We start from the raw sequence: 20832 nt of genomic DNA on the forward strand, positions 1-20832 counted from the left end.
TACAGTTAGCTTTCATTTTAGTAAGTTCTCGTTTATCTCAAAATGTTATACCCAACCAGTATCAACAATCAACTATATTATAATTTAGCGTCTTCTTCTTCGGTGAACATATCGATGATCTTTGTTTTCATCCTGTCCAAGAATCCTTTTAGAGAAGCGCTTCTTTCCTTGGCTTTCCTTTCGAGAATTTCCTGCTCCGTTGGAGCCTCTACGCCAGTTTCAATTTCTTCTGATTCTTCGATGTTAACCTCGCGGCTAGCCTGTTCTTTAGAGATGAAGCTCGTTTTAATTTTAACATAATTTTCATCTAGTGCCCTACGATCGTTTTCCCAATCGTTATAACCTTTCAAGATCAAGCCGATACAAGTCGAGTACATCGGTTTCGTCAATTCATCGATATGCCCGGTAGCAAGGTGCTCGTTCGGGAAACCGATGCGGGCGCTTACGCCGGTAGTATATTCAGTTAATTGAATCAGGTGTTTCAATTGTGAACCGCCGCCGGTGAGGATGATGCCACCATTCAACATCTTGTTATCCATACCGATTTGCTTGAGGTGATACACTACGAAATCCATGATTTCGCTCATCCTAGCCTGGATGATATGTGCCAGGTTCTTTACGGAAATTTCTTTCGGTCCTTGACCACGCAACCCGGGAATCGTGATGTAGGCATTACTTTTCGCTTCATCGGCCAACGCATAACCGAATTGCACTTTCATTTGTTCTGCCTGTGTTTTCAACACGCCGAGACCGTTCTTGATATCGTTCGTAATGTTTTCCCCACCATAAGGAATTACGGCCGTATGTTTCAGGATACCTTCGTAGAACACGGCCAAATCGGTTGTGCCGCCACCGATATCCACGATAGCTACCCCCGCTTCGAAATCCATATCGCACATTACGGCAGCGGCAGAAGCTAACGGTTGCAACACGAGATCCTTGATCCGCAAACCTGACTTTTCAACACTCCTGTTGATGTTACGTATCGCGTTTTTATCACCCGTGATAATGTGGAAGTTAGCACCCACTTTAACACCGGACATACCGATGGGGTAAGTGATGTTCTGCAAGCTATCCACGATATATTGCTGGGGTATTACATCGATGATCTGGTCGCTTGCCGGGATCACCGTTTTGTATTGATCGTTAATAAGCTGATCGATGTCGTTTGGGGATATCTCGGCTTCGGTATCACTACGTACGATATCGCCGCGTGTTTGCAGACTTTTGATGTGGTGGCCGGCAATGCCCACGTAAACCTCGTTTATTTCGAGGTCGGGGTTAGAGGCATAGCAATTTTCCAAGGCTTGGCGGATCGCTTTGATGGTTTGATCGATGTTCAATACCATCCCGTGTTGCACACCGAACGATGGGGCCTTCCCGAATCCCAGGATTTCCAATTTCCCGAATTCATTCTTCCGTCCTGCAATCGCAGCAATCTTCGTAGTGCCTATATCGAGACCTACAATGATAGGAGCTTCCTGATTCATGGTGTATATGTTTTTTTGTTGCGTTTCATGTTATTAATGTTGCCCGGTATAAATGGCGCGCGGCTGTTGCGATCGCCCTTTATTCCCGGCAGTCTTATTATTCGGGTTCCTTTTAGGAGGATTCGTTTCACCGGCAACTACCGGCCTGCCTTGTACCCTCATGGAAGGATCTTCTTCCACCCGGGGTGTTGCAGTACTATCGGTAGGTACGAGCGCCGTTTTTGCATCTTTTTTAACGGCATATACCTCGTTTTGGTACGCGATGTTAATCCTGGAATAAGTATTCCAACCCACTTTATTCAAGGCTTCCTTATAGAAAACCAATAGTTTTTTAAATTTATTGTCGACCTGTGTACCCTCTCCGAACTCTATAACATGCTCACCCAATTTCGGGATGATCTCAAACTCCCGGTCCGGGGTAATATTCACTTGCTCAACCTGTGCATTCCAAAACGTATCTGCCACGATATAACTTGCTATATCAATAAGTTGGCAGGTGAGGGTGCTATCAGCTTTACTCAACTTACGTTGACTATCCGTCGGGTAGTTCGTGAACACGGGTACTTTCACCGAAAATTTCGGTGATGCCGGGATCCGCTCTCCACCGGGATCGAAATAAAAACTGTTGCCGTTGAATGTAAAGACCCTTGCCACGGGTTCGCGTTGCGTCAAATCGATATGCAATACTTGGTTATTATCGATGTAAATCTCGGCATCTTTAACCCAAGGCTCTTTTTCCACGGTTTTTTCTATCGCCAATATGTTAATTTCCCTGCTGGCTTTCCCAACCGGGTTGTCTCTTTTATTATGGATGATGAGAGCTTTGATATCAGCTGTTTCGAGGAATACTTTTGATTTTTCCGCCTTGAAACTAATCTTGATATCTTTACATTTCGCATCATTTTTTTCTTTTCCCGCTGCTACCAACAACACTACAAATCCTGCAAATACCGCTGTCCACAGTAGGAAGCGTCCCAGGCGTTTTAGTGATGTTTTAGTTTTGGTAGCCATCATTTTTATTGTTTACTTACAATTTCTTGTAATGGTTCTCTGAGTAAATCAACATTTCCCGCACCGGCAGTAATCAACAATTCTACCGGGTGTTCTGCAATCCAGCGGGGTACTTCGTCCCGCTCCATGATCTTTACATCCGTATCTTTCATTTTGCTGGCTATCGTCTTGCTGCTTATGCCCGGTATCGGTAATTCCCTGGCCGGGTAGATGGGTAATAATATTACTTCATCTGCAAGGGATAAACTGTCGGCAAATTCATCTGCGAAATCTCTTGTCCTGGAAAACAAATGCGGTTGAAATATTACCGTGCATCTTTTTCCTTTGAATAATGTTATCGCGCTGTTGATCAAACTTTTTAATTCTTCCGGATGATGTGCATAATCATCTATATATACAGCTTTTTCATTCTTCACCAAGTATTCAAACCTTCTCTTGATACCTTTAAACGCTGCCACTGCCGCGCGAATTTTGTCGTTGCTTATTCCCAATAAATGTGCCACTGTTATCGCTGCAACTGCATTTTCTACATTATGCATTCCCCCGATGTTCAATTTCAAGTTGTCGATCATCCAATCTTGTTGCATAACATCGAATTCATATCCCCCGTTATCCATCCTGATATTGGTGGCGTAACTATCGGCCATATCATTCTGTAAGCTGTAATGCAACTTGTTTTCAGCCTTTAAATCTTCATCGCGATGCAAGCCGTATTTGACTAGTAAAGTTCCATTTGGCTTGATGTTGTGACAGTACTGGATGAAAGCCTCCTCGATGGATTCTTTCGTTCCGTAGATATCTAAATGATCTGCATCGATTGATGTTAATAAAGCGATATCCGGACTTAATTTCAAGAATGAACGATCGTATTCATCCGCTTCAATCACGGCTACAGCTCTTTCATCGCCCCAAAAGTTACTTTCATAATTCACGCTGATACCACCCAGGAAAGCATTACACCCGTAACCGCTGTGCCTCAGTATCTGCGCGATCATCGTTGATACGGTCGTTTTCCCATGCGTACCGGCAACTGTTATCGAAAACAAGTTGCGGGTTATTTCTTGCAGCACATCGCTACGTTTTACAACTTCGTAACCTTGCTCCCGGTAATAGTTCAATTCTTTATGATCTGCCGGGATCGCCGGAGTATATACCACGAGATCCGCCTTGGAATCTATCAATTGCACATCATCTGCATAGTGTATCTCCATTCCTTCAGCCGAAAGTTGTTTCGTTAAAGCGGTTTCCGTGCGATCATAACCACTTACTTTAATCCCTTTCTGGTTAAAGTAGCGGGCAATCGCACTCATACCGATACCACCGATCCCGACAAAATAAACCCTATGTAACGAATCCAACTTCATATATCCTTTTCCACCGGGGTGGATTTTATTTTTTTGCTTGTTCAATAACTATTTGGGCTATTTGCATGTCTGCATGCTTATTTCCCAGCGGTGCAATGTTTGTTTCCATCTGCTCCATTAAGGCCTTGTTTTGCAACAGGCTGAACAATTCGTTGACCAATTGCTGTGCTGCCATTTGATCCGGGATCATGATGGCGGCTTTTTTGTCAACAAGGTTCATCGCGTTTTTTGTTTGATGATCTTCGGCTGCGTACGGGTACGGTACGAAGATCACGGGCTTTTTCACCACGCATATTTCAGCGATGGCTAATGCACCTGCCCTAGAAACGATCACATCCGCAGCTTTATATGCAAAGTCCATCACGTTGATAAAGTCATATACCTTCACATGTGAGCTGTATGACTTGGCGGCGGCTACCGCTGTTTCGTAAAACAATTTCCCCGTTTGCCATACCAGCTGGATATCTTTTGCTACAAAACTTGCCAAATGCGGCAATATGGCTTCGTTAATCGACTTAGCTCCCAAGCTGCCTCCTACAACGAACACGGTTTTCTTCCCGGGAACGAGGTTGAAGTACGCCAACGCATCTTCCAAGCTAACGGCGCTTTCCGTGATATTACTTCTCACCGGGTTACCAGTTTGAATTATGTTGGCCGCCGGGAAAAATTGTTCCATCCCATCATATGCCACGCAAATTTTCCGCGCTTTCTTTCCTAATATTTTATTGCTTTTACCGGCATAAGAATTCTGTTCTTGAATGACGGTGGGGATGCCCATTTTCTGCGCTTTTCGCAGTATAGGAAAGCTGGCATAACCGCCTACACCCACGGCAATATTTGGCTGAAATTTTTGAATGATCTTCTTCGCATGATTCAAAGATTTCAATAGCTTGAAGGGTAGTAATAGGTTCTTAAAGATGTTACTCCTATTGAACCCTACGATTTCCAACCCTTCTATCGGGTATCCTGCTTGAGGCACTTTTTCCATCTCCATTTTCCCGAGTGCCCCAACAAATAGTATGTCGGCGGCAGGATCAATTTTCTTGATTGCATTTGCAATCGCTATGGCAGGGAAAATATGTCCCCCTGTACCTCCTCCTGCTATGATTGCTTTTATTGCCATTGTTTTTGTTTGACCGGGATCATTAATTGCCCGGGATCGCTGGTTGGTTGGGCTCGCGAGCCCAACCTGCTGGACCAACCTGTTGCATCGATCTGTTGCATCGACCTGCTGGACCAACCTGTTGCATCGTACTGCTGGACCAACCTGTTGCATCGATCTGTTGCATCGAACCGCTGGACCAACCTGTTGAACCGTACTGCTGGATCAATCTGCTGGATCAATCTGCTGGATCAATCTGCTGGATCAATCTGCTGAACCGAACTGCTGGACCGACCTGTTGCATCGAACTGCTGGGTCGGCCTGTTGAACCAGGCTGGTTTGTTTAAACCGCCTGTGGTACCTGGTCGGTTTTTGGTTGGGGGATTTCTCCCTCAACATTATTTATACCGCCCGGGTTATTCACGTTTTCTACATGCCTGGACACACTCAGGATAATCCCGATGGCCAAGCTAGTGAAGATCACGCTCGAACCGCCCATACTTACCAAGGGCAATGTTAAACCTGTTACCGGGAATAGATTTACATTTACAGCCATATGCGCCAATGCTTGTATGACCAATGTAAAGCTCAAACCCAACGATAGAAACGCCCCAAATGCATAAGGACATCTTTTAAATATCCTGATACTCCTTAACAACAAGATGAAATATGCCATCAATATTAAAAAGGCGCCAAACATCCCGTATTCTTCGATTATAATGGAATAGATATAATCGGAATAGGGGTGCGGCAACAAGTTTTTTGCCGTGCTATTGCCCGGCCCCTTTCCTAAAACGCCTCCGCCTGCAATCGCGATATTCGCCTGCTGAACCTGGTAAGGCATATCGGAATGATCATCGGCTTGGAAAAAACTCTCTATCCTATTAATCCATGTTTGAACCCTGCCTTCATAACCGGTGAATTTAGCTATGGCGAATAACAATATCACGAGGAAAACACCTGCTACCAACATAGATGCTAAATACTTGATCGGTACCCTACCTATAAAACACAGCAACATACAACTTGCACCTAGTAACAATGCGGTACTCATATTTGCAGGCATGATCAACATACACACGATTCCAACCGGAATAATGATCGGCAGAAAACCTTTTTTAAAGTCAGTGATAACTTCCTGTCTTTTAGACAACATCCTGGATACGTACATGAACAACACCAACTTCGCTATATCTGAAGTTTGGAAGGTGAGGTTGATGATCGGTATCTTGATCCACCTGCTGGCATCGTTTACATTGGAGCCGAATAACAAGGTGTACATCAATAACGGGATACAAAGTATAAACCCTATCTGCGCTACCCTTGAATAAATAGTGTAGTTTACACGGTGCGCGAAATAGATGATTAATAAACCTAGCGATAATACCACCAGTTGCTTAATCAAAATAAACTCCGTATTGCCATTATAACGCCTGTATGCCAAAGAGCCAATGGAGCTATATACCGCGAGCAAGCTTACAACCGATAGAAAGATGACTACCGACCAGATGACTTTATCTCCCTGGGTTTTGCGTAATAGCTTGTTCACGAACTCCTGTTTTAATGTTAATTAAAGTTCCTTCACTGCCTCCTTGAACTGCCTGCCCCTGTCTTCATAATTTTTGAAGAGATCGAAGCTGGCGCAAGCCGGCGATAATAACACCACATCTGCTTTCGATGCTAATTTGAAAGCAGTATTCACCGCCTCTTGCATGGAGAGGGTATCGACCATAGTTGGAACATATTTTTCCAACGCGTTGTGGATAGGGGTATTGTCGATCCCGATACAAACGATCGCTTTCACTTTTTCCCTTACTAATTCCACTACGGCACTATAATCGTTTCCTTTATCCACACCGCCCATGATTAATACGACGGATGTTTCCATGCTTTCTAATGCAAACCAAAGCGAATTGACATTGGTTGCTTTGCTGTCATTGATAAATGCTACCCCACGCACCGTGGAAACGTATTCCATACGGTGTTCTAAGCTCTTGAAATTCACCAAGCTTTCGCGGACTTTCTCGTTCCTAATATTCATTGTTCTTCCCGCGATGCCTGCGGCCATCGAGTTATATAAATTGTGTTTTCCTTTCAATGCTAAATCGTACATCGATACGATTTCACTGCCCATACCATCGTTCAACTGAATGTTCAATTGATCGTTCTCTATATAGCCGCCTTCTTTCAGTGGTTCCATAATAGTAAACGGTATTAATTTTGAAATAATGGGTTTAGTTTCCAGGTGTTCCATAATCACGGGATCATCCTGGCAGTAGACGAAATAATCGCCCCCTGTTTGATTCATCGCGATACGGAATTTTGATGCCGCATAATTTTCCATCTTATAATCATACCGGTCGAGGTGATCGGGGGTAATGTTTAACAAGATGGCTACATGCGGTTTAAACTCGATGATATCGTCTAGCTGAAAACTGCTTATTTCAATTACATAATACTCAGTAGGTGCGGTTGCCACCTGCTTGGCATAACTAACTCCAATGTTTCCTACCATGGCCACATCCAGCCCTGCACGTTTGAATATATCATACGTAAGCGCAGTTGTGGTGCTTTTTCCATTACTTCCCGTGATGGCAATAATCTTGCTGTTTTTGCTATAACGATATGCAAACTCTATTTCGGAAATAACCTGAATGCCCTTGGCGCGGACCTGTTTCATGATCTCCGCCTTTTCAGGGATGCCGGGACTTTTCACGATCTCATCTGCTGCCAATACGAGGTTCATCGAATGTTGAGACTCTTCAAAGGGAATTTGGTGAATAGCCAATTCCTGCTTGTAGATATCCTTGATCGTTCCCCCGTCGGACACGAATACCTCGTAACCCTGCTGTTTTGCCAACAAGGCTGCACCGATACCGCTTTCCGCGGCCCCGAGAATTACGAGTTTCCTAGATGATGAATCTTGATATGTCGTCGACTGGTTCAAATTATTTTTATGTTCTTTTTATTAACGGATTTTCAATGTGGCTATGGAAAATACAGCGCACATGATCGTCACGATCCAAAACCTAACCGATATTTTACTTTCATGATAACCTAACTTCTGGTAATGGTGATGCAACGGCGACATCTTGAATAACCTCCGGCCCTCACCATATTTCTTCTTCGTATACTTGAAATACCCAACTTGCAACATCACGCTTAAACTCTCCACGAAGAATACGCCGCAAATAATCGGCAACAACAATTCTTTCCTAATTATGATCGCCAATGATGCGATGATGCCCCCCAGTGCCAAACTTCCGGTGTCGCCCATGAATACCTGCGCAGGGTAGGCGTTGTACCAAAGAAATCCGACGCATGCGCCCACGAATGCGGCGATAAATATGGACAGCTCTCCAAGGTTCGGTATGTACATGATATTCAGGTATTCTGCAAACTGGATATTACCCGATACATAGGCGAATATCCCGAGGCAGACGCCGATCACCGCCGAGACGCCCGTGGCTAAGCCATCTAGCCCGTCCGTAAGGTTGGCCCCGTTGGATACGGCAGTAATAATGAATATCACGATCAATATGTAAATGATATAAGTATATTTCTCGGCTCCGGGTATCCAGGAGATCAGCTTTGAATAGTTAAACTCGTGGTTTTTTACAAATGGGATCGTTGTAATAGGTGTTTTCACGTCCACGAAACGGTGCCCTTTCGTTTCCCGCTCTACATGGTTTTGTACCACTTGTTCATGTGGTTCCAGGTTTTTACCGTTCATGATTTCGCGGGAGATCACCACGTTATCATTAAAATAAAGCGTACTACCAACGATCAATCCCAAGCCTACTTGGCCCAATATTTTAAATTTTCCCGCCAAGCCCTCTTTATTCTTCTTAAATACCTTGATGTAATCATCGATAAACCCGATCAAGCCGAGCCAAACGGTACTCAAAAGGATCAAGATGATATAAACATTTTCGATTCTTGCAAATAGTATTGTCGGGAGGATAATAGCTGCCAATATGATTAAACCTCCCATGGTGGGAGTACCCTTTTTCAAATTCTCTCCCTGTAAACCCAGGGTGCGAATCACCTCACCGATTTGCTTTTTCTGCAAGAATCGCACGATCCTTTTACCGAGTAATAAGGAAATGACCAGCGATAACAGCAATGCCATCGTAACACGGAACGTGATGAACTGGAAAAGTCCAGCACCGCTGAAGTTGAATTGTTCTTTTAAATAATTAAATAAATAATAAAGCATATATAATTGTTACGCTGTCAATTTTACTTTTCTAAAAGTGAAAACATTTCCTGTAAGACTTGCTTATCATCAAAAGGATGTTTTACACCGTGTATGTCTTGGTATTTTTCATGCCCTTTCCCGGCTACCAAGATGATATCGTCTTTTCCCGCTAAACTGCAAGCCGTTTTGATCGCTTCTTTCCTATCGGAAATCGATATTACTTTTTTCCTCAAATTCACTGGCACACCGGCTTCCATCTCGCGGATAATCTCCATCGGGTCTTCAGAACGCGGGTTATCCGAAGTAAAGATGGCTTTGTTGCTATGCTCAGCTGCTACTTCGGCCATGATAGGACGTTTTGTCTTGTCTCTATCGCCGCCGCATCCTACTACCGTGATGATATTCTCATGTCCTTGGCGCAAGTTCTTGATCGTTGCCAACACGTTGAGCAGTGCATCGGGAGTATGGGCATAATCCACGATACCGATGATCTTTTCATGATCGGAAACGATATAATCAAACCGTCCCTCCGCGCCTTGCAAGTTGCTCATCTCGCGTAGTACATCCACCTTATCTTGGCCAAGTAAAACGGCAGCGCCGTAAACTGCCAAGAGGTTGTATGCATTAAACTCACCGATCAACCTGAAATGCACTTCCTGGTTATCGATTTGCATAAACAAGCCCGTCAATCCATTTTCCAATATCTTCCCCTTGAAATCCGCCAAGGTGCGCAAGCTATAGGTTGCTTTCCGCGCCTTGGTATTTTGCAGCATCACGTTTCCCCGTTTATCATCAAGGTTAGTCAATGCGAAAGCTGTTTTAGGTAAATGATCAAAGAATGATTTCTTTACCCGGATATATTCATCGAAGGTTTTATGATAATCCAAATGATCATGGGTGATGTTGCTGAAAATGCCTCCCGCGAACTTCAATCCCGCGATCCTCTGTTGGTGTATCGCGTGGGAGCTTACCTCGATAAATGCATATTGGCAACCCTCTTCTACCATATGTGCCAACAACTGGTTCAGGTTGATGGCATCGGGTGTTGTATGCGTTGCAGGGATCACTGCATCATCGACCTGGTTTTGAACGGTTGATAACAAACCGCACCGGTAACCCAGTTGCCTGAACAGGCGGAACAGCAGGGTCGCGATGGTGGTCTTACCATTTGTTCCCGTAACACCAACCAATTGTAATTTCCCAGATGGATTACCATAGTAATTATCCGCTATCACGCCACAAGCCAACGCGCTGTCTGCCACTTGCACCAAGCATACATTTGCGGGTACACCGGCAGGCAGTTCTTGGCAAACAATAGCGGTGGCGCCTTGTTCAATAGCTTTCCCAATATACTGGTGCCCATCATGCGCCACGCCTTTCACGGCAATGAACAGGTCCCCGGCGGCTATTTGCCTGGAATCCATGCTGATCTTGTTCACGGAAATATTGTTATTCCCATGAACCGCCACGATTTGCACATTATATAATATGTCCCTTAAATCACGCATCAACTCAGTTCTATTACAATTGTTTTATTATCAGCGATGGCAGTACCACCGGCTAATGATTGGTTTACTACTTTTCCTGATCCTTTCACCTGCACTTTTAAACCCGCGTTCTCCAACAAGAAAAGGGCATCTTTCAAGCCCATCCCTTTAACATTCGGTACGTAGCCGTGTTGTAGGGCCATGGGTTGGAAAGAAAACCTATGATCTTCAATATCTGCATTTACCCAGTTCTTTCTAGACAGCATGCCTTGCCAGGGTAATTGCAGCGTATTCATTATATATGTCCAATCGCTACCTTGACCGCTTTTAACTGCCAGCAGGGTATCGATTTGTTCATTTCCTTGCATCGGTTGGTGCTTATCTACGGCGATGGCAAATAATTTATCTGCCACTTCCTTAAACACCGGCCCCGCAACAGAAGCCCCGTAAAACTTCTTGGCATGGGCTTTATTCTTGATAACAACCACGCAGGTAAACTGCGGGTTCTCTGCCGGGAAATATCCCGCGAAAGAAGATTGATAAATCTTGTCCGCGTAACCTCTTTTACCATTTGCTACGAGCGCCGTACCTGTTTTCCCCGCGATGGCGTAATAAGGGCTTGCCAAGGTTTTACCCGTACCGTTATTTACTACACCGACCAGCATATCTTGCAATTGCCTTAAAGTGGTACGACTGCATATACTATCTAGCATCACTTGTGGCTCATAGTACTTAACCGTTTTACCATATTCCATCACGGCATTTACAAGGTAAGGCCGCATCATTTTACCATTGTTTGCCACGGCATTGTATAACATGCAAGTTTGAAGGGGCGACTGTCCCACTTCGTAGCCGAAAGCCATCCAAGGCAAGCTGGTGGCGCTCCATGTTTTTGAAGCGGTCGTTTTGATAATCGGGTGACCTTCACCAACGAGATCGATCCCTGTAATTTCATCGAGCTTCAGTTTTTTCAGATGGTCGACGAATTTATTGGGATCGGCCTTATAATATTGATACACCAACTTAGCCATGGCCACGTTGGAGCTTCTTTCAAAAGCATGTTTTACGGTTACATCCGTTAAATGGTGCGGTTCAGAATCGTAAACGGTCCTGCGACCGATTTGCCACCTACCGTAATTCAGATCTACATGATCCTGCGGGGTCACGTAATGATCTTCGAGCAGGGAAATCATCGTGGCCAATTTGAATGTGGAACCCGGTTCCCCCACTTGCAAGGCATAGTTAAAATCTTCCCAGTAGCTTCCGTCCGGTTGCCTACCGAGGTTGGCAATAGCTTTAATTTTACCGGTTTTAACTTCCATCAAGATACAGGTACCGTGTTCGCATTCATTTTCCACCATCATTTTCATCAGTGCGGATTCCGCGATATCCTGCATATTTACATCTATTGTTGTAACGACATCTTTACCATTTTCAGGTTCAATATCGAAACCATCCATCGGTACGAAAGTGCCCCCTGCGATGCGCCTCATCAGCCTTTTACCGGTAACACCGCTCAGTTCCTGGTTATAAGTGCGTTCTAATCCTACATTTTGAGCGTTGTCCCTATATAAACCGATGGTTCTATTAGCTAATAATTGAAAAGGGTTGATCCGTTTATTTTTCGTTTCGGTGATCATGCCGCCTTTATTCTTTCCCAGCCTGAACATCGGGAATTCCCGGATTTGCTGGTACTGTTCGAAAGTGATATCCCTTTTCAACAAGAAATACCGGCTTTTATTCCGGTATCCTTTTTCCAAGATGTTTTTATAAGACTTTATAGATCGATCTTGAAATAATTTATTTAAAGCGATAGCGAGGCTATCCACATTTTCAGAAAATATTTTTCCATTATTTTCCCTTAGGCCGTCTGCGGCAAAGTCTACCCGGATATCGAAATAGGGGATAGAAGTTGAGAGCATCCTGCCTTCTTCGGAGTAAATGGTACCACGGTCTGCATCGAGGGTGATATACTGGGTTTGCATGCTATCGGCAAGACTTCTCCACTTGGCTCCTTGAACGTTTTGAATGACGAACACTTTAGCCAATATAGCAATAGCGAATAAACCCATGCCAATAACACAGAGGTACACGCGCCATAGTATATCTTTTTTAATCTCCAACGTTTACCGGGTTAGTCATTTTTATGTTTGAGGTTGAACCATCATTGGTGATGCGCGGGTTTTCTTACAATCACTTGCCAGCATCACGGGGATGTATCAACGAATTCAGTTTGTTAGGTTAGCATTTAAAATTGATGGATGGAACTGTTAAGGTTCTTCCTTGATAATAATTTTTTGAGGTGGGGTACTCAACTCTTTTAATCCAAGGGGTTCCACGGCTTTGCTCACTTCACTCATCTTGCTTTGGAACATCAGTTTGCTTTTCACGTTCAAGTATTCCCACTTCAATTCTTTCACTTCTTTGCCCAATTTGTTGATCCTTCTAATTTTCTTTTCAGCCAGGTGACTGTTAGCGATATATACGAGTGCCAGTGCCGCGAGAAACAGTAGAAAAGGCATGTTCTGAACGAAGAAACGGTAGTTAATCCGCAGGTGCCAACCTTTTTTCGGAGCTTCCTCCTGGCTTGCTTCTTGTTGTACGGTATGTAACTCTTCTTGCGACACTTTTATATTGATAACTTGTTTTTGTCATTTTCGAATAGCAATACGCAATCAAATTCAACATAAGGATAGGGAGGAAGGATAGGAAGGAGCAAAGACGGGTATAATGCTTACAGTTTTTCAGCTACCCTTAGCTTTGCACTTCTCGACCGGGAGTTATTTTTCAACTCATCTTGCCCGGCAGTTACCGGTTTCTTGGTAACCACTTTAAAAATCTTTGGGGGTGTTTCCATACTAAATGGATGATCTTCTTGCGGTTCGAAATAGCCGTTTTTCATATAATTTTTCACCAGCCTGTCTTCCAGGGAATGAAAGGTGATGATGGCTAACCGTCCGCCCGGCTTTAACACTTCCGTAGCTTGCTGAAGCAAATCTTTCAGCACACCGAGTTCATCATTCACTTCAATCCTAAGCGCTTGGAATACCTGGGCCAGGTACTTGGCGGGATTCCCTTTCACCACGGGTTGTATCATCGCTTTAAACTCGTTGATACTCCGCAGTGAGTGTGCTTTTCTCATGGAAACGATCGTTTGGGCCAATGTTTTGGCATTGGTCACTTCCCCGTATTCCTGGAACAGGTATTGTAACCGTTTTTCAGAATAGGATTTCAGGATATCCGCCGCGGTCAAGCTGGTTCTACGGTCCATCCGCATGTCCAGGTCACCATCAAAACGGGTACTGAAGCCCCTTTCAGCGGTATCGAACTGGTAAGACGATACGCCGAGATCTGCCAGGATGCCATCTACCGGGATGGCTTTATATAGTTTCAGGAAACGTTGCAGATGTTTAAAATTCTGTTGTACGAACGTTACCCTGTCATCTTCGATCCTGTTTCGATAAGCATCTTCGTCTTGGTCAAAAACGAGTAGCCTGCCGTTTTCTCCGAGTTTTTCGAGGATGGCCCTGGAATGGCCGCCTCCCCCGAATGTGGCATCCACGTAGGTGCCGGCAGGATTGATTTGCAGCAGGTCGATCACCTCGTGCAATAAAACAGGTAAATGATATCCCGGTACTCCCATAATCTTCAAATTTTTAAATAGACGGCAAATCGTCTTCGCCGCCCATTACCTGTTGTGCCAGGCTACTGAAGGCTTCTGGTGAGAAATTTTCAAAGAACTGTTGATACTTCACTTTATCCCAGATCTCGATTTTCTTACTCGCAGCAGCCAGCACGATGTCTTTTTCCAGTCCCGCGTGCGGCATTAAATTTTTCGGGATCAGTAATCTCCCGGCGCTATCCAATTCTACTATTGTTGCACCGTTGAGAAAGTAACGCCTGAATTCCCTAACTTTCGGATTAAAGTCATTTAATGCACTGATCTTCTCAAAAATCGGCTGCCACTCGTTCATGGGATACAATGTCAAACATTTCTCAAAGCCACGGTTGATTACGAACTGGTTGAGCGCAGTTTCTGGAACCTGCTTTTTTAAACCAGCAGGCAACAGGAAGCGTCCTTTTGCATCCAGCGTTGCTTCGTATTCTCCTAGAAAACCCGTCATGCTTGAGAAATGTACTGTTTTTCCATTTTCTAACACAAAATAACACTTTTTCCCACTTTTTAACGAAAAATTGGATTATAAATTTTTTCCACAGTGTTTTTTGATTGGAAATAAAGCCACAGTAGCCCTTTTCCTAAAGTTTGTGTGGGAAAGTTGGTTTTTGATGTAGATAAAATGTTTATAACTGTGTATTTATGTTTATTTCGTGTGGATAATAGTTTCGACGGGTGTTTGCACCTATTCGTCGGGATATTTTACCGATTCCCCGGCATCCTTATTAGTTACCGCCTATCACGGGTTTATTTCAAGGGGCGAAACATTGAGTTTCAAGGCGTTTTTGCAAAATTTTAACGACTGCTAATGGTCTACTGGCTTATATTTACATTTAATTCGTAACTTTGCGATTCTTTTTATGCGGAATATTCTCATTATAGGATGCCTAGCGGCAATAGTTTTTAGTACAACAGCTTGCAACAAGGAGTTGCGGAAGATTGAAAAGACAAACAATGTAGAGCAGAAATTGGCCTATGCCAATAAAATGTACGAAAAGAAAAAGTACAATATGGCTCAGACATTGTATGATGAGCTCATCCCGGTATTTAAAGGGACGGATAAATTCGAGCAATTATATTATAATTACGCGTATTGCTCTTATTACCTGAAAGATTATATGCAGGCAACCTTCCATTTCAAAAACTATTTGGAAGCTTTTCCAAGCAGCCCCAGGGCCATGGAAATTGATTATATGCAAGCGTATAGTTATTATAAATTGTCACCCAAAGCCTCTTTGGATCAAACGAACACCATTAAGGCCATCGCTGCCATGCAGACTTTCATCGACACTTATCCCAACTCGGATAAGTCTGCCGAAGCGAGCCTGGTTATTGAAATGCTCCGTAAAAAGCTGGAACTGAAAGAGTTCAATGCCTGCGAGCTGTATTACAACATCGGTCATTACAAGGCGGCAGGGGTTGCTTTCACAAACTTGATGCGCAACTATCCCGATTCTGAAAAAAGTGATCAATATAAATACTTGGCTATCAAGGCTTACTATTTATACGCGAAAAATAGCATCTTTACCAAGCAGCACGAAAGGTACGACCGGGTCGTGAGCGAATACAAGGAGTTCTTGGATCGCTACCCGCAAAGTTCGCTGAAGAATGATGCAGAAAAATATTATAACTTAGCAGTAAATAACATTAAATCCCTCGAAAATGAGCAAAATAAAGAGATCTCTAACCAGTAGTTTGAACCCTTGGGTTGAAACACGCAATACGACCGATATTAAAAATAGAACCGGTAACTTGTACGAGTCTATTGCCATTATCGCGAAAAGGGCTAACCAGATCAATATTTCCGTGAAGGAAGAATTGCATTCTAAATTGGAAGAGTTCGCCAGCCATACTGATAACTTGGAAGAAGTACATGAGAACAAGGAGCAGATCGAAATCTCCCGTTTCTACGAAAGAATGGCTAACTCCGCTATCCAGGCTACACACGAATTCCTGGATAACAAGATTTATTTCCGTAAAAATGATGACGACTTGTTCAGTTAATTACCTGGACTAAATAATAAATATATTAACTTCATAGCGGCAGAACTATTCTGCCGCTTTTATTTTATTATGTTACAGGGAAAGAAAATTATTTTAGCTGTATCGGGGAGTATCGCGGCTTACAAGTCGGCTACCCTTGTGCGCCTCCTGGTGAAAGCCGGCGCGGAAGTGAAGGTTATCATGACCGGAGCCGCGGCACAGTTTATTACCCCGCTTACCATGGCCACCCTATCTAAACAGGAAGTGGGCTTGAACATCAGTGAGAATAATAGCTGGAGTAACCATGTCATGCTCGGCAGATGGGCTGACGTGATGCTGGTGGCCCCTGCTTCCGCAAATACGCTGGCCAAGATGGCACAGGGGATTTGCGATAATTTATTACTTGCCGTTTACCTATCCGCCACCTGCCCGGTGATGTTTGCCCCGGCGATGGATGAAGATATGTGGCATCATCCCGCTACGGCTGCCAACGTGGAGAAACTGCGGGGTTACGGAAATATCCAGTTGCCCGTGGCAAAAGGGGAACTTGCCAGCGGCCTGATCGGTGAAGGAAGGATGGCCGAACCGGAAGAAATATTCCAATATTTAATCAACTTTTTTATTGCGGCAAATGCCCGGAACGGCGCCCTGGCCGGGAAAAAAGTGCTAGTTACTGCCGGGCCGACCATGGAGCCGCTCGATCCCGTTCGGTTTATCAGTAACCATTCCAGCGGGAAGATGGGAATAGCCATCGCGGAAGCGCTTGCCATGCAAGGAGCCCAAGTACAATTGGTTTTGGGGCCAACGAAGCTGTCCACGCAAATGCCTGGCATCGAAGTAATTCCCGTTCAGACTGCCGCGCAAATGTATGATGCTTGCATGGCGGGCTTCAATGAAGTAAATATAGCCGTATTGGCCGCCGCGGTTGCCGATTATAGACCCGCAACCGTAGCTGAAAACAAGATTAAGAAAACGGCAGCGGTGGATGGTTTGCAACTAGAAATGGAGAAAACCCAAGATATACTTAAAACATTGGGTGGCATGAAGAAAGCAGGGCAAATCTTGATCGGGTTTTCCTTGGAAACCAATAATGAAAAGGAATTTGCGTTAAAGAAGCTGAAGGATAAAAACCTGGACCTCATCGTTCTTAATTCTTTGCGCGATGAAGGTGCCGGATTTAATCACGATACCAACAAGGTAACAATCATCCGGAAAGACGGCCGGGAAATAGATCTGCCCTTGCAATCGAAACAGGCCGTTGCCCAAGAAATCGTATCGACTATAATCGATGAACAACATGTTGCGTAAACTTTTGATCCTATTTACCGGTATGTTTTGCTGCTTGTCGCACGTAAGCACAGCGCAAGAACTCCGTGCCAATGTTAGCGTGGTGGCCAACCAGATCAGCGCTTCCACCGATAAAAAAATATTTACAACCTTACAGGCCGCCCTAAAGGAATTTCTTAATAACAGGAAATGGTCGGATGATGTGTTTACCACGGCCGAGAAGATAGAATGCAATTTTATGCTGAATATCACGCAAGATCTCGGTTCCAACCAATACAAGGCCACGCTAACCGTGCAGGCTACCAGGCCGGTATATAATTCCGGCTACCTGACCAGTTTGCTCAATACACAAGACGGCGATGTTGCCTTTAAATACATCGAATACCAGCCGCTGGAATTTAGTGATAACCGCGTGGTAGCTAATGATCCGATGGTATCGAACCTAACCGCTATTTTCGCGTATTATGCATACCTGGTACTGGGTTTAGATTATGATTCCTTTTCTCCCCGCGGTGGAGATGTGTTTTTCAGGAAAGCGCAAAATATCGTCAATAATGCACCGGAAGGGAAGGACGTTAGCGGTTGGAAAGCATTTGAGGGTAATAACAACCGCTACTGGTTGCAGGATAACTTACTCAATGCCCGCTTTAGCAGGTTCCATGAAGTGATGTACCAATATCACCGGATGGGGTTAGACAATATGTCTGAAGATTTGATAAAGGGCCGCGCCGCAATTATGAACTGCTTAAACCTGATGCAGGCATTGTATAACGATAATCCGAATAATATTTTACTACAGATGTTTTTCCGTAGTAAAGCAGATGAACTACAAAAAATTTACGCTAAAGCGCCGCCGCAAGAGAAGGCCCGTGCCGTGGAGATATTGAGCGCGATCGATGTCCCGAATGCGCAGCGTTACCAAGCACTGAAAAGCGCTACGAATAATAACATCATCACGAATTAAATTTCGTACGATCTACTGCAAATTGAATCGATCGTAGTATTTTTGAAATCTATGCGTAAAATAATTTTTCTCCTCTTGATACTAACGGCTTGCGGTGAAGCCGGCAAGGTGCCGAAGGGTGTGATTGAACAGGAAAAAATGACCCAAATCCTGATGGATATGAACTTTGCCGACGTGTTCTCCCGCGAGATGCCAAATGCATTCCTAGCGCATACAGATTCCGCCCGGGAGCAACAATTGAAGGAAAGTTATCTACAAATACTACAGTTGCACAAAGTCTCCGTAAAGGAATTTATGGATAGTTACAGTTATTACGAATCGCATGCTGATAAGTTGAAAATTATGTACGACAGCATGGAGGCAAGGGTAAAGAGGATGAAAGTGGAAGCAGATACCCTCGAACAACGCAGGTTAAAGCAAATACAAGACTCGGTTGAAGCCGCGCGTAATAAGAGCTTGGATTCTATCAAGAATATTTACGGTGAAAAGATCAATGCCGATTCTATCTTTAATAAATACAGGGACTCGTTAAATAAAGCTATGTATCAACACCGGGCCGATTCGATCAAGAAGGTGAGTGATTCCATTGTAGCTGCCAGTAGGAAAATGGCAAAAGCGAAAGCGGATTCAATTAAGAAAGGCCTGAAGGCCAAGCCGCATATTTCCCCCGATTCTTCCAAGGGCATCAAGGTGCAGTAATGATCAAGTATTTTATTTTGATCGCGCGGGTTACGAGGCATCTTTCGATCTGCAAATTCGGTCGTGGATTTGTGGTTAAGTCCTCTTTTTGACCTAAATTCGATGACCAAAACAACCTGGTGCGTTCTAAATGTGCACCTAATTTTTAATAAAATTCCCATTATGAATAAAGTAGTTGCGAATGCAGATGCTGCTATCCATGATATTCAAGATAATGCAACCTTGATGCTGGGTGGTTTCGGACTCTGTGGTATCCCTGAAAATTTGATTGCTGCCCTGGTTAGAAAAAGGGTCAAGAACCTTACTTGTATTTCAAATAATGCCGGCGTCGATGATTTTGGATTGGGTTTGCTGTTGCAAACTCGCCAAGTAAAGAAGATGATGTCTTCTTATGTTGGTGAAAACGCGACGTTTGAAAAGCAATTGTTGTCAGGGGAGCTAGAAGTAGATCTTATCCCGCAAGGAACGTTGGCCACCCGCATACAGATGGCGGGCATGGGTATTCCTGCTTTTTTTACACCGGCAGGTTACGGTACAGAAGTTGCCGAGGGCAAAGAGCTGCGTGTATTCGACGGGAAGCATTACCTGATGGAATTAGCATTGCATGCGGATTTTGCATTGGTAAAAGCATGGAAAGGCGATACGATGGGTAACTTAGTTTTTCGAAAAACAACCAGGAACTTCAGCACTTCCATGGCCAAAGCCGGAAACATCACCGTTGTAGAAGTGGAAGAACTCGTAGAGCCCGGTATGCTTGATCCTGATGAAATCCACGTGCCCGGCATATACGTTCACCGGATTTTCCAAGGTGCGGCATATGAAAAAAGAATTGAAAGAAAAACCGTAAAAATGTAATCCTATGGCTCTCGATAAATTTGGAATAGCAAAAAGAATCGCGCAAGAATTGAAAGATGGTATGTATATCAACCTGGGCATCGGTATCCCTACACTGGTGGCCAATTTTATTCCCCAAGGTATCTCGGTAATGCTGCAATCTGAAAACGGGATGCTCGGCATGGGACCTTATCCCACCGAAGATGAGATCGACGCTGATCTTATTAATGCCGGAAAAGAAACCGTTACCGTTTTGCCGGGCGGCGTTTTCTTCGATTCTTCCGAAAGTTTCGGGATGATCCGCGCCGGGAAAGTGGACCTCACCGTATTGGGCGCGATGGAAGTCTCGGATAATGGAGATATCGCCAATTGGAAAATTCCAGGTAAAATGGTGAAAGGAATGGGCGGCGCGATGGATTTGGTGGCTTCGGCTAAAAATATCATCGTTGCGATGATGCATACCAACCCGAAAGGCGAAAGCAAATTATTACCCGCTTGCACCCTGCCCTTAACAGGCGTTCGCTGCGTTAAGAAAATCGTAACGGAATTAGCCGTATTAGAAGTGGGGCCGGATGGATTTATATTGCTCGAACGCGCACCCGGCGTAAGCGTCGAAGAGATTCAGTCTAAAACAGCGGGTAAATTAGTAGTGCCGGCAGTAGTGCCGGAAATGCAGATCTAGTGAACCTTAGCCCCCGTTAATTGTTTTATATGGTACAGCTCTGTTTAAAATC

General features: G+C 44.2%; 20 protein-coding genes. 7 read left to right on the forward strand and 13 right to left on the reverse strand.

Translation table 11 applies throughout. The features are described 5' to 3' along the window. Positions 1-77: 77 nt before the first annotated feature. The 13 genes from ftsA to mraZ all read right to left on the reverse strand — a co-directional run bounded on the left by ftsA (position 78) and on the right by mraZ (position 14779). Positions 78-1490, reverse strand: coding sequence for a cell division protein FtsA (ftsA, locus tag COR50_RS08875; RefSeq protein ID WP_098193657.1), 1413 nt, complete (start codon positions 1488-1490; stop codon positions 78-80). Between the two features lie 33 nt (positions 1491-1523). Continuing rightward, positions 1524-2504, reverse strand: a complete 981-nt coding sequence (locus tag COR50_RS08880; protein ID WP_098193658.1) for a cell division protein FtsQ/DivIB — start codon at positions 2502-2504, stop codon at positions 1524-1526. Positions 2505-2506: 2 nt separating this feature from the next. After that, complete coding sequence (murC, locus tag COR50_RS08885) at positions 2507-3910, reverse strand: UDP-N-acetylmuramate--L-alanine ligase (RefSeq protein ID WP_232516319.1); 1404 nt, start codon at positions 3908-3910, stop codon at positions 2507-2509. Then, entirely contained in the window at positions 3891-4988 is a 1098-nt protein-coding gene (gene murG / locus COR50_RS08890; protein WP_098193659.1) for an undecaprenyldiphospho-muramoylpentapeptide beta-N-acetylglucosaminyltransferase, read from the reverse strand. The genes murC and murG overlap by 20 nt, the downstream gene beginning before the upstream one ends. Then, positions 4979-5209: a hypothetical protein gene (locus COR50_RS22285; protein ID WP_157760707.1), complete on the reverse strand. Its 231-nt coding sequence runs from the start codon at positions 5207-5209 to the stop codon at positions 4979-4981. The genes murG and COR50_RS22285 overlap by 10 nt, the downstream gene beginning before the upstream one ends. A gap of 101 nt (positions 5210-5310) precedes the next feature. Continuing rightward, positions 5311-6516: an FtsW/RodA/SpoVE family cell cycle protein gene (locus COR50_RS08895; protein WP_098193660.1), complete on the reverse strand. Its 1206-nt coding sequence runs from the start codon at positions 6514-6516 to the stop codon at positions 5311-5313. 21 nt (positions 6517-6537) lie between these two features. Continuing rightward, positions 6538-7914: a UDP-N-acetylmuramoyl-L-alanine--D-glutamate ligase gene (murD, locus tag COR50_RS08900; protein WP_098193661.1), complete on the reverse strand. Its 1377-nt coding sequence runs from the start codon at positions 7912-7914 to the stop codon at positions 6538-6540. 21 nt (positions 7915-7935) lie between these two features. Continuing rightward, complete coding sequence (gene mraY, locus COR50_RS08905; RefSeq protein ID WP_098193662.1) at positions 7936-9186, reverse strand: phospho-N-acetylmuramoyl-pentapeptide-transferase; 1251 nt, start codon at positions 9184-9186, stop codon at positions 7936-7938. A gap of 23 nt (positions 9187-9209) precedes the next feature. Further along, the gene (locus tag COR50_RS08910; protein ID WP_098193663.1) at positions 9210-10676 is read right to left on the reverse strand and encodes a UDP-N-acetylmuramoyl-L-alanyl-D-glutamate--2,6-diaminopimelate ligase; all 1467 of its coding nucleotides are present in this window, start codon (positions 10674-10676) and stop codon (positions 9210-9212) included. Continuing rightward, a complete protein-coding gene (locus COR50_RS08915; RefSeq protein WP_098193664.1) occupies positions 10676-12778 on the reverse strand; it encodes a penicillin-binding protein in 2103 nt (700 codons plus the stop codon). The genes COR50_RS08910 and COR50_RS08915 overlap by 1 nt, the downstream gene beginning before the upstream one ends. 147 nt (positions 12779-12925) lie before the next feature. Then, positions 12926-13282 (reverse strand): FtsL-like putative cell division protein, encoded by a 357-nt coding sequence (locus COR50_RS08920; RefSeq protein ID WP_232516320.1) that lies wholly within the window; start codon positions 13280-13282, stop codon positions 12926-12928. Positions 13283-13389: 107 nt separating this feature from the next. After that, positions 13390-14298 (reverse strand): 16S rRNA (cytosine(1402)-N(4))-methyltransferase RsmH, encoded by a 909-nt coding sequence (gene rsmH / locus COR50_RS08925; protein WP_098193665.1) that lies wholly within the window; start codon positions 14296-14298, stop codon positions 13390-13392. A gap of 13 nt (positions 14299-14311) precedes the next feature. After that, the gene (gene mraZ, locus COR50_RS08930) at positions 14312-14779 is read right to left on the reverse strand and encodes a division/cell wall cluster transcriptional repressor MraZ (protein ID WP_098193666.1); all 468 of its coding nucleotides are present in this window, start codon (positions 14777-14779) and stop codon (positions 14312-14314) included. A 412-nt stretch (positions 14780-15191) separates the two neighbouring features. On the opposite strand from mraZ, the gene COR50_RS08935 reads away from it, so the two are divergent. The 7 genes from COR50_RS08935 (at position 15192) to COR50_RS08965 (ending at position 20780) form a co-directional block, all read left to right on the forward strand. Further along, positions 15192-16025 (forward strand): outer membrane protein assembly factor BamD, encoded by an 834-nt coding sequence (locus COR50_RS08935; protein WP_098193667.1) that lies wholly within the window; start codon positions 15192-15194, stop codon positions 16023-16025. Then, positions 15994-16335 (forward strand): DNA-directed RNA polymerase subunit omega, encoded by a 342-nt coding sequence (locus COR50_RS08940; protein ID WP_098193668.1) that lies wholly within the window; start codon positions 15994-15996, stop codon positions 16333-16335. Before COR50_RS08935 ends, COR50_RS08940 begins: the two co-directional genes overlap by 32 nt. A 69-nt stretch (positions 16336-16404) precedes the next feature. Then, positions 16405-17622 (forward strand): bifunctional phosphopantothenoylcysteine decarboxylase/phosphopantothenate--cysteine ligase CoaBC, encoded by a 1218-nt coding sequence (gene coaBC, locus COR50_RS08945; RefSeq protein WP_098193669.1) that lies wholly within the window; start codon positions 16405-16407, stop codon positions 17620-17622. Further along, on the forward strand, positions 17612-18565 hold the full coding sequence (gene porD / locus COR50_RS08950; RefSeq protein WP_232516321.1) for a type IX secretion system protein PorD: 954 nt from the start codon (positions 17612-17614) through the stop codon (positions 18563-18565). The genes coaBC and porD overlap by 11 nt, the downstream gene beginning before the upstream one ends. Positions 18566-18616: 51 nt before the next feature. After that, positions 18617-19264 carry a DUF4296 domain-containing protein gene (locus COR50_RS08955; RefSeq protein WP_098193671.1) on the forward strand — a complete coding sequence of 216 codons (648 nt, stop codon included), beginning with the start codon at positions 18617-18619 and terminating at the stop codon, positions 19262-19264. 162 nt (positions 19265-19426) lie between these two features. Next, positions 19427-20119, forward strand: a complete 693-nt coding sequence (locus tag COR50_RS08960; RefSeq protein WP_098193672.1) for a CoA transferase subunit A — start codon at positions 19427-19429, stop codon at positions 20117-20119. Positions 20120-20123: 4 nt separating this feature from the next. Further along, entirely contained in the window at positions 20124-20780 is a 657-nt protein-coding gene (locus COR50_RS08965; protein WP_098193673.1) for a 3-oxoacid CoA-transferase subunit B, read from the forward strand. Positions 20781-20832: the final 52 nt, after the last annotated feature.

It is taken from the genome of Chitinophaga caeni (genome assembly GCF_002557795.1).
Lineage (GTDB): Bacteria > Bacteroidota > Bacteroidia > Chitinophagales > Chitinophagaceae > Chitinophaga > Chitinophaga caeni.

Bases quoted from the DNA above. Each gene is read 5' to 3' on its own strand.
- ftsA (WP_098193657.1), bottom strand. From the start codon at position 1,490: ATGAATCAGGAAGCTCCTATCATTGTAGGTCTCGATATAGGCACTACG.
- COR50_RS08880 (WP_098193658.1), bottom strand. From the start codon at position 2,504: ATGATGGCTACCAAAACTAAAACATCACTAAAACGCCTGGGACGCTTC.
- murG (WP_098193659.1), bottom strand. From the start codon at position 4,988: ATGGCAATAAAAGCAATCATAGCAGGAGGAGGTACAGGGGGACATATT.
- mraY (WP_098193662.1), bottom strand. From the start codon at position 9,186: ATGCTTTATTATTTATTTAATTATTTAAAAGAACAATTCAACTTCAGC.
- COR50_RS08910 (WP_098193663.1), bottom strand. From the start codon at position 10,676: ATGCGTGATTTAAGGGACATATTATATAATGTGCAAATCGTGGCGGTT.
- rsmH (WP_098193665.1), bottom strand. From the start codon at position 14,298: ATGGGAGTACCGGGATATCATTTACCTGTTTTATTGCACGAGGTGATC.
- mraZ (WP_098193666.1), bottom strand. From the start codon at position 14,779: ATGACGGGTTTTCTAGGAGAATACGAAGCAACGCTGGATGCAAAAGGA.
- COR50_RS08935 (WP_098193667.1), top strand. From the start codon at position 15,192: ATGCGGAATATTCTCATTATAGGATGCCTAGCGGCAATAGTTTTTAGT.
- COR50_RS08940 (WP_098193668.1), top strand. From the start codon at position 15,994: ATGAGCAAAATAAAGAGATCTCTAACCAGTAGTTTGAACCCTTGGGTT.
- coaBC (WP_098193669.1), top strand. From the start codon at position 16,405: ATGTTACAGGGAAAGAAAATTATTTTAGCTGTATCGGGGAGTATCGCG.
- porD (WP_232516321.1), top strand. From the start codon at position 17,612: ATGTTGCGTAAACTTTTGATCCTATTTACCGGTATGTTTTGCTGCTTG.
- COR50_RS08955 (WP_098193671.1), top strand. From the start codon at position 18,617: ATGCGTAAAATAATTTTTCTCCTCTTGATACTAACGGCTTGCGGTGAA.
- COR50_RS08960 (WP_098193672.1), top strand. From the start codon at position 19,427: ATGAATAAAGTAGTTGCGAATGCAGATGCTGCTATCCATGATATTCAA.
- COR50_RS08965 (WP_098193673.1), top strand. From the start codon at position 20,124: ATGGCTCTCGATAAATTTGGAATAGCAAAAAGAATCGCGCAAGAATTG.